The 8,245-nt window shown below is 72.7% G+C and carries 6 protein-coding genes; 3 read left to right on the top strand and 3 right to left on the bottom strand.

Going from position 1 to position 8,245, the window contains the following annotated elements:
- The coding region (locus tag V7E45_RS36160; RefSeq protein WP_333778512.1) for an RNA polymerase sigma factor at positions 1 to 1,311 on the bottom strand (1,311 nt) is incomplete at its 3' end.
- A 226-nt stretch (positions 1,312 to 1,537) separates the two neighbouring features.
- Complete coding sequence (locus tag V7E45_RS36165; protein WP_333778513.1) at positions 1,538 to 2,299, bottom strand: TetR/AcrR family transcriptional regulator; 762 nt, start codon at positions 2,297 to 2,299, stop codon at positions 1,538 to 1,540.
- Between the two features lie 377 nt (positions 2,300 to 2,676).
- Between V7E45_RS36165 and V7E45_RS36170 the strand changes: the two genes are divergently transcribed.
- Both V7E45_RS36170 and V7E45_RS36175 read left to right on the top strand, forming a co-directional pair.
- Entirely contained in the window at positions 2,677 to 4,056 is a 1,380-nt protein-coding gene (locus tag V7E45_RS36170) for an NAD(P)/FAD-dependent oxidoreductase (RefSeq protein WP_333778514.1), read from the top strand.
- A 130-nt stretch (positions 4,057 to 4,186) separates the two neighbouring features.
- Positions 4,187 to 5,857: an ATP-binding SpoIIE family protein phosphatase gene (locus V7E45_RS36175; protein WP_333778515.1), complete on the top strand. Its 1,671-nt coding sequence runs from the start codon at positions 4,187 to 4,189 to the stop codon at positions 5,855 to 5,857.
- Between the two features lie 34 nt (positions 5,858 to 5,891).
- On the opposite strand, the gene V7E45_RS36180 is transcribed toward V7E45_RS36175, so the two are convergent.
- Positions 5,892 to 7,151 (bottom strand): MFS transporter, encoded by a 1,260-nt coding sequence (locus V7E45_RS36180; RefSeq protein WP_333778517.1) that lies wholly within the window; start codon positions 7,149 to 7,151, stop codon positions 5,892 to 5,894.
- 134 nt (positions 7,152 to 7,285) lie between these two features.
- Here V7E45_RS36180 and V7E45_RS36185 point away from each other — a divergent pair, with 134 nt between their 5' ends.
- Positions 7,286 to 7,834 carry a MarR family winged helix-turn-helix transcriptional regulator gene (locus V7E45_RS36185; RefSeq protein ID WP_333778516.1) on the top strand — a complete coding sequence of 183 codons (549 nt, stop codon included), beginning with the start codon at positions 7,286 to 7,288 and terminating at the stop codon, positions 7,832 to 7,834.
- Positions 7,835 to 8,245: the final 411 nt, after the last annotated feature.

Genomic DNA, 8,245 nt, shown 5'->3' on the forward strand with positions numbered 1-8,245 from the left:
CGGCACGGCCGGTGCGGGGGAGGGCTTCTTCGCGGCGGGCGTACGGGCCGGTGCCGGCGGCCGGTGGACGGCAGGCGCTGAAGGCGCGGACGGCGCCGACGGCGCGGGCTCGGCCACCTCCTTGGCCGGGTGGCCGTCGTTCACCAGCGCCAGGGCCACCGCGGCGGCGGCCACCGCGACCACCCCGGCCGCGATGCCCGCCTTCACCGGCGCCCCGAGCCCCTCGGCGGCCGCCGCTCCGCCGCCGCCCGCGCCCCCGGACGACCCGCCCGCAGCGGCCGCGGCACCCGCCGCGCCCACCCCGGCGCCACCGGCGACGATCCCGAGCGCCTTCGCGTACCCGGCGGCCCCGAACCAGCCGATGACCGCGACCGGGACGACCCCCGGGATACCGCTCGCGACCTCCTCGATCTGCGCGGCTGCCAGCCGGCACCCGGCGCACTCCTCCAGGTGCTTGCGCAGCCCCCGTTCGGCCCGGACGCGCAGTTTGCGGCGGGCGTAGCCGCCGAGCTGGTCGGCGTAGCGGGCACACTCCTCGTCACCGGTGAGGGAGGCGCTGACGTGGGCCTGCAGATACGCCTGCTTCAGCCCCTCGCGGGCGCGGCTCGCCAGCACCCGGGTGCCGTTGGCGTCGAGACCGAACAGGACGGCCACCTCACTGGGCGACTCGTCCTCCACCTCGGTGTGCCACAGCACGGCCTGCCACCGCTCGGGCAGCGACCGGAACGCCCGCATGGCCATGGACTGCTCGGCCTGGTGCAGGGCGCGTACGTCGGCGCCCACCTCCACGGCGGTGTCGTCCGACGCCTCGGAGGCGTGGGCCGCCTGCTGGGCGAACACGGCGAAGTCGTCCACGAGCTGCTCGCGCCGCGCGGACCTGCCCCAGTGCGCGGCCACCCGCCGCACGGAGGTCAGCAGATAGGCGCGCACCGCGTGTTCGGGCCCCGAGCCGCCGCGCACCGCCTGGAGCATGCGGGCGAAGACCTCCGCGGTGAGGTCGTCCGCGGTGTGCGCGTCACGGCAGCAGGTACGGGCGTACCGGCGCACCGCGTCGGCGTGCCGCCGGTACAGCTCCTCGTAGGCCGAGTCGTCGCCCGCCCGCATGCGCTCGATCAACGCGCCGTCCGCGGGCGGCGTCCGCCGCGCCGGCGGAGCCCCGGGCCCGCGCTGGGCGGGCACACTCTCGTCGGCGCGCGCCCCGGCCGGGGTTCCGCCCCGCCCACCCTGCCCGGGCACCTGGGGCGAGGTCAGCCCGCCGGCCTCCGCCGGATCACCGGCACCGCGCGACTCGTCCCACCCGTCAACGCCCATCGCGCGAAGCCCCCGACGCCGGCCCAGCCCAACCCGTCACCGGCTCAGGGTGCCACAACGCCCTCCGCCCGGGCCCCGCCCGCACGACCATCCACTCGTCCGGGCGGATCCGCCCCGCACCCGCACGGGCATCACCCGAACGAGCACCGTCGCCCGCGTCACCCGGCCGCCAGGGGCGGACGGGCGGCGCGGGCGGCGGACGGACCGTCCCTCGACAGCCTCCGTGCTACGCCGGCCGGGACCGGAGCCCCTCCAGCAGGATGTCCAGCAGCCGTGCGGAAGCCGCGGCCTGCTGCGCCGGGTCCGGCAGCGAGGGCGCCGACGTGGCGATCACGAGCAGCACGTCCGCCACGGACACGTCCGGGCGCAGTTCCCCCGCCTCCCGGGCCCGGTCCACCAGCTGCCCGACGACCTCCAGCAGCGCGTCGGCCCCGCCGTGGTCCGCGACCGGCTCCGACACCAACCGCAGCTCACCCGGGCCCGACACCACCGGCTGGGACCGCTGCTGCGGTACCCGGGCCTCCTCGGCGGGCCCCGCGGAGCCCTCCTCCGCGACCCCCACCCGCAGCACCTGCGGCGGCAGCAGCCGGCCCGCCCCCGACGCCACGGACGTCCGCAGGAAGCGGGACAGCGCCGACCACGGCTCGTCCTCCTGACCGAGCGCGGTCCGCGCCTGCTCGGTCAGCCGCGCGGTCTCCTCCTCGGCTATCCGCCGGACCAGAACGTCCTTGCTGGGAAAGCGCCGGTACACGGTGCCGACACCGACGCGCGCGCGCCGCGCCACGTCCTCCATCGGCGCGCCGTAGCCCAGCTCGCCGAAGACCTCACGCGCCGCACGCAGCACGTGCTCCAGATTGCGCTGTGCGTCCACCCGCAGCGGCGTCGTACGCGACACGTCCGCGCGTCCGTTGCCCGCCTCGGCGGTCACCGCCGGGCCGCCCGTCGCGAGAGCGGTTGCCGACGACCAATGAGTGTCCTGAACATGCATGTGTTTCCCCCGGTTAATGGCGTCTCCCCCCGGAGACTCCCCGCCACTGAATCAGGAGTGCGTGGAACTGGCGTCGGTCCCGAGCGGGACCGACCCTTGCGAACCCGTTCGACCACATTCCCTACACCCCGTCGCCACACGAACATAGTTGAGAGGGAGTCAATTCAGAAGGGGCAGGTTCCGCACGGAGCGCCCCCGATCGGAGTACGGGTCATTTATGTCCGGATTCCGTCCCCCGACTCCCGTCCGTCCGTCTGTGCTGACCTGCCCGGTTTCCTCCCCATCCGGACGGCGCGCCCGGGCCCGCGCACACCAGCTCGCCGGTCACACAAATTGCCGGGGCTGTGGACAAACAACAGCGCCGGGTGCGTCATGGGATGGTGAAGGAACGTGCGCGCATTCTGGTTGTCGGCGGCGGCTACGTCGGGATGTACACGGCCCTGCGGCTGCAACGGAGGTTGAAGCAGGAGCTCAGGCGGGGTGAGGTCGACATCACCGTCGTCACCCCCGACCCCTACATGACGTACCAGCCGTTCCTTCCCGAGGCGGCCGCGGGTTCGATCTCGCCCCGTCATGTCGTCGTACCGCTGCGCCGCGTCCTGGACCGGTGCCATGTGGTCGTCGGCGAGGTCACCTCCATCGACCACGGCGTGCGCACCGCAGCCGTCACCACCCTCGCCACCGCCGAGGAGGGCAGGGCCGCCGAGCTCATCGGCTACGACGAACTGGTCCTCGCCCCCGGTTCGGTCTCCCGCACCCTGCCCATCCCCGGCCTCGCGGAGTACGGCATCGGCTTCAAGACCGTCGAAGAGGCCATCGGACTGCGCAACCACGTCATCGAGCAGATGGACATCGCCTCCTCCACCCGCGACCCCGCCGTCCGCGACGCCGCCCTCACCTTCGTCTTCGTCGGCGGCGGCTACGCGGGCGTCGAGGCGCTCGGCGAACTGGAGGACATGGCCCGCTACACGGCCCGCTACTACCACAACCTCCGCCCCGAGGACATGAAATGGGTCCTCGTCGAGGCCACCGACCGCATCCTCCCCGAGGTCGGCGAGGAGATGGGCCGCTACACCGTCACCCAGCTGCGCCGCCGCAACATCCAGGTCCTGCTGGACACCCGCCTGGACTCCTGCGCCGACCGCGTCGCCGTCCTCAGCGACGGACAGCGCTTCCCGACCCGCACGGTCGTGTGGACCGCCGGCGTCAAACCGCACCCGCTGCTCGCCGCCACCGACCTGCCGCTCACCGCCCGCGGCCGGCTGCGGTGCACCGCCGAACTGACCGTCGACGGCGTGGAGCACGCCTGGGCCGCCGGCGACGCCGCCGCCGTCCCCGACGTCACCGCCGCCGAGCCCGGCACCGACACCGCGCCCAACGCCCAGCACGCGGTACGCCAGGCCAGGGTCCTCGGCGACAACATCGCGCACGCGCTGCGCGGCGAGCCCCTGGAGACGTACGCGCACCGGTACGTCGGCTCCGTCGCCTCCCTCGGCCTGCACAAGGGCGTCGCCCAGGTCTACGGACGCAGGCTGAAGGGCTACCCTGCCTGGTTCATGCACCGCGCCTACCACCTCAGCAGGGTGCCCACCTTCAACCGAAAGGCCCGCGTCCTGGCGGAATGGACCCTCTCCGGGCTCTTCAAACGGGAGATCGTCTCGCTCGGTTCACTCGAACACCCCCGAGCCGAGTTCGAACTCGCGGCCGGTGGAAAGCCTCCTCACGACCCGTCGGACGACCCGAAGGGGTCGTCCTGACCGGACCCAGGAACTCCTCGGTCCGCCCCGGCGTCTGACGGATATCGCCGCGGACGGCCACCTGCCAGACTGCCCCACGTCCTCGGACGGGCACCTGCCCGCCCACAGCACCCACGAGGCTTTCCCCACTGTGAACTTCACGCGCTGGAGCGCCCGGCTCCCCGGAACGCAGCGCCGCGCCGCAGCGCGGACCGAGACCGCGGTCCCCACCGACCGGCGGGGGGAAGGCTCCGTGCCCGCGGCCCGCGCCGAACACCCGGCCGACGGACCGCTGTCCGTGCCCGCCGTCGACGAACTGCCCGCACGCGCCGTCCTCGACCGCGTCCCGGCCCTCGTCGCGCTCGTCCACGGCCCCGACCACCGCGTCGCCTACGTCAACGACGCGTACGCGGCGGCCTTCGGCACCCGCACCCCGGGCGCGCCCGCCCGCGAAGCGCTCCCCGAGCTCGCCGAACTCGGCCTGCTCCCGCTCCTCGACCAGGTGCTGCGCAGCGGCAAGTCCCGCACCCTGAAGTCCCGCAAGGCCGTCGACGGCCGCTCCTACACGTTCACCTGCACACCGGTCGCGGAGACCGACGGCGGCGACACCGACCGCGCCGAACGTGCCGACCGCGGGGTCCTGGTCTTCGCCACCGACGTCACCGACCACGCCGAGGCCGCCGAGCGCCTGCGCGCCAGCGAGCGCCGCCAGCGCGAGACCGCCGTCACCCTCCAGCGCTCCCTGCTCCCGCAGGAACTGGAACAGCCCGACGACCTGCGCATCGCCGCGACCTATCACCCCGGTGGCACGGAGGCGGCGGTCGGCGGTGACTGGTACGACGTGATCACCCTCGGCGGCGGCCGTACGGCACTGGTGATCGGCGACGTCATGGGCAGGGGCGTCCGCGCGGCGGCCGTGATGGGCCAGCTGCGCACCGCCGTCCGCGCCTACGCCCGGATCGACCTCCCCCCGCACGAGGTCCTGCAGCTTCTCGACGGCCTCGCCATCGAGATCGACGCCAACCAGATCGCCACGTGCGTGTACGCCGTCCACGACCCGAACGAGGGCAGCCTGGTCTACGCCTCCGCCGGCCATCTGCCGATCCTGGTCCGCGACGAGAACGGCAGGGTCTCGCGGGCCGACGAACCCACCGGACCGCCGCTCGGCACCGGCGGCTGGATGCACGCCTCGGGCTCCATCGCGCTCGGCCCCGGCTCGACGGCGGTCCTCTACACCGACGGCCTGGTCGAGCGCCGCGACGAGGACCTGGACGAGGGAATCGCCTCCCTGGAGCACGCGCTGTCCGGGGCGACCGGCACCCCCCAGGTGGTCTGCGACCGCCTGGTCCGCTCCGCGGGCGTCACCGCCGACCACGACGACGACGTCGCCGTCCTGGTCCTCCAGCACCCGGCGCGCACGGGCCCCGAGGGCGAACTCTTCCGCAACGCGGCCCTGGAACTCCTCGGGGGCGTGGAGGCCGCCCCGCGCGCCCGCGCCTTCGCCTCCGGTGTGCTCACGAGCTGGCGGTTCCCCGCCGACCTGCACGACCTGGGAGTCCTGGCGACCAGCGAACTCGTCGCCAACAGCCTGCAGCACGGCACACCGCCCATGCGGCTCCGGCTCCGCCGCACCGACCGCCGGCTGATCATCGAGGTCACCGACGGCGACGACCACCTCCCGCGCCGGCGCCGGGCGGAACCGGCCGACGAATCGGGAAGGGGCATCGCCATCGTCGCGACGATCGCCTCCCACTGGGGCTCCCGAAGAACCCCGGGCGGTGGCAAGGCCGTGTGGTGCGAGTTCCTCCTGCCGAAGGGATAGCCGCACCGCCGTACACCGGCCGCCGTAGGCCGTTCTACGCGGCCAGGGTCTCCGCGGGCGCCCCGCCCCGGGCGACCACCCGGCTCTTCGCGGCGGCCCACGGCTGGTCCTGCGCGACGGACAGCTTCCGCCCGAGACGCAGCGCCAGCGCGCTGATGCCCACCGAGAACAGCAGGAAGGTCACCACGTACGGCGCGGGCAGCGAGGCCGCGAGCGGCCCGCCCACCGCCGGACCCACGGCCAGCGCGAGCTGCTTGACCAGGGCGAACGCCGAGTTGTACTGCCCGGCCATGCCCTCCGGCGCCAGATCCGCCACCAGCGGGGCGAGGGTCGGCGACAGCATGGCCTCACCGAGCCCGAACAGCGCGTACGTCGACACGAACGCGGCGGTCGCCATCTCCTGGCTGCCGTGACCCAGCCCCGCGTACCCGGCGGTCACCCAGGCCACCGCCCAGATCAGACCCACCGCGGCGATCACCCGGGAGCGCCGGCGACGCTCCACGAACTTCAGCACGGCGAACTGCGCGACGACGATCATCAGCGTGTTCGCGGCCAGTGCGGTACCGAGCGCGGACGTGGAAATCCCTGCCGCCTCGACGCCGTAGGCGCTCAGACCCGACTCGAACTGGCCGTAGCAGGCGAAGAACAGCACGAAGCCCAGCACACACAGCTGCACCATCGCCCGGTTCCCGAGCAGCCGCCTCCAGCTGCTCCCGGCCGATCCGGCCGGCGCGTCCGAGATCCGCGGGGAGTGCGGCATGCGCACCGTCGCCAGCACCGCGACCAGCATCAGGAAGACCGCGGCCTCGATCGCGAACAGCAGCGTGAAGGAGGAGACCCGGGTGGTGTCGACCAGGTGACCGCCGATGAGGCCACCGACGCCGAGCCCCAGGTTCTGCAGGAAGAACTGCGTCGCGAACGCCCGTGACCGGGTGTCCGCCGTCGAGCAGTCCACGATCATCGTCGCCAGCGACGGCTGCATCACGGCCTGCCCGGCACCGAGCGCCGCCGCCGACAGCAGCACGGCCGTCGCGCCGCCCGCGAGCCCGAGGCTGAGCGCACCCAGCGCGGCCGTGACCAGAGCGGTGAGCAGGACCGGCAATGGGCCACGCCGCACGATCGCCCGGCCGGCGAACGGCAGCACGATCAGCGCGGCCACGGCGAAGACGGCGAGCACCAGTCCCGCCGTCATGGCCCCGAGCTCCCGCACCTGCGCCACATAGACGTACAGGTAGGGGACCGTGAAGCCGAGCCCGAACGCGCTGAGTGCGTTGCCCACGTGGATCCGACGCATCGCTGCGCCCATCGCCCTGGTCACGTTCACCTCTCTCACTAGTTAGATCTGAAGACTTCGAAGCTAAAGTTCGAAGCTAAAGAGTACACATCCAAGGACTTCGAGGCAAAGTCCCTCCGTGCGATACTGCGGCCATGGCCGAGACCCCCCGCGTCACGGAGCCGACGCTCGAAGAACAGATCGCCGCCTACCAGCGCGAGTTCCAGGACCTCGACCCCCAGGTCGAGAAGATCGTGTCGGCGCTGTCCCGGCTGAACCGCCGGATGAACGTGGCGTACGGCCGCCAGACCGCCGCCCTCGGCATCAGCAACGCCGAGTGGGAGGTCCTCAAGGCACTGGTCCTCTCCGGCGCCCCCTACCGTCTGGGCCCCAGCGACCTCGCCAAGCGGCTCGGCCTCACCCCGGCCGCGATGACCCACCGGATCGACCGCATGGTCGCCGAAGGGCTCGTCACCCGGGAGCGCGACGAGTCCAACCGGGTCAGGGTGATCGTCGAGCTGACTCCCGAGGGCCGGGAGAAGTGGTTGGAGGCGATGCGCCTCGCGACCGTGTTCGAGGAGGACCTCCTGCAGGACCTCACCGGCGCGGAGCGCTCGGTGCTCGGTGAGGTGCTGACCAGGCTGCTGCGCCGGGTGGAGGACGCCCAGCCGGACGCCGGCGGCCGGCTCAGCGACCTCGACTGAGCGGCGACCGGGCGCCGAAAAAGATCTTGACAGGGGGTGCTTGACACGCCCCTGGGTGGTCCGTAAAGTTCTTCGGGTTGCCACGGGGCCGTAACGGTTCTTCGGCAGCACCTCAGCCGCTGCGAGCGGCACTCACACCACAAGCACGATCACCTCCTCGGTTTGATTTCGGCGTGCCCGAATTCAATTCGAATAGGGACTCGGTGGCCCGATTGGGAATCGCCGAGCGGATCCGCTAAGGTTTGAGATGTCGGAACGGCCCAACGGCCGCGAAGACAAGCCCCCCTGACTGGGAGTCAGACGCCGAAAGGATCTGATAGAGTCGGAACCGCCGGAAAGGGAAACGCGAGAGCGGAAACCTGGAAAGCACCGAGGAAATCGGGTCGAGAAAAGATCTGATAGAGTCGGAAA

This window comes from Streptomyces sp. IBSBF 3136, assembly GCF_036815105.1.
In the GTDB taxonomy this organism is placed as follows: Bacteria; Actinomycetota; Actinomycetes; order Streptomycetales; family Streptomycetaceae; genus Streptomyces.

Excerpts from the sequence above, each read along its gene's own strand:
- V7E45_RS36170 (WP_333778514.1), top strand. The coding sequence starts at position 2,677 with ATGGTGAAGGAACGTGCGCGCATTCTGGTTGTCGGCGGCGGCTACGTC.
- V7E45_RS36185 (WP_333778516.1), top strand. The coding sequence starts at position 7,286 with ATGGCCGAGACCCCCCGCGTCACGGAGCCGACGCTCGAAGAACAGATC.
- V7E45_RS36180 (WP_333778517.1), bottom strand. The coding sequence starts at position 7,151 with ATGCGTCGGATCCACGTGGGCAACGCACTCAGCGCGTTCGGGCTCGGC.
- V7E45_RS36165 (WP_333778513.1), bottom strand. The coding sequence starts at position 2,299 with ATGCATGTTCAGGACACTCATTGGTCGTCGGCAACCGCTCTCGCGACG.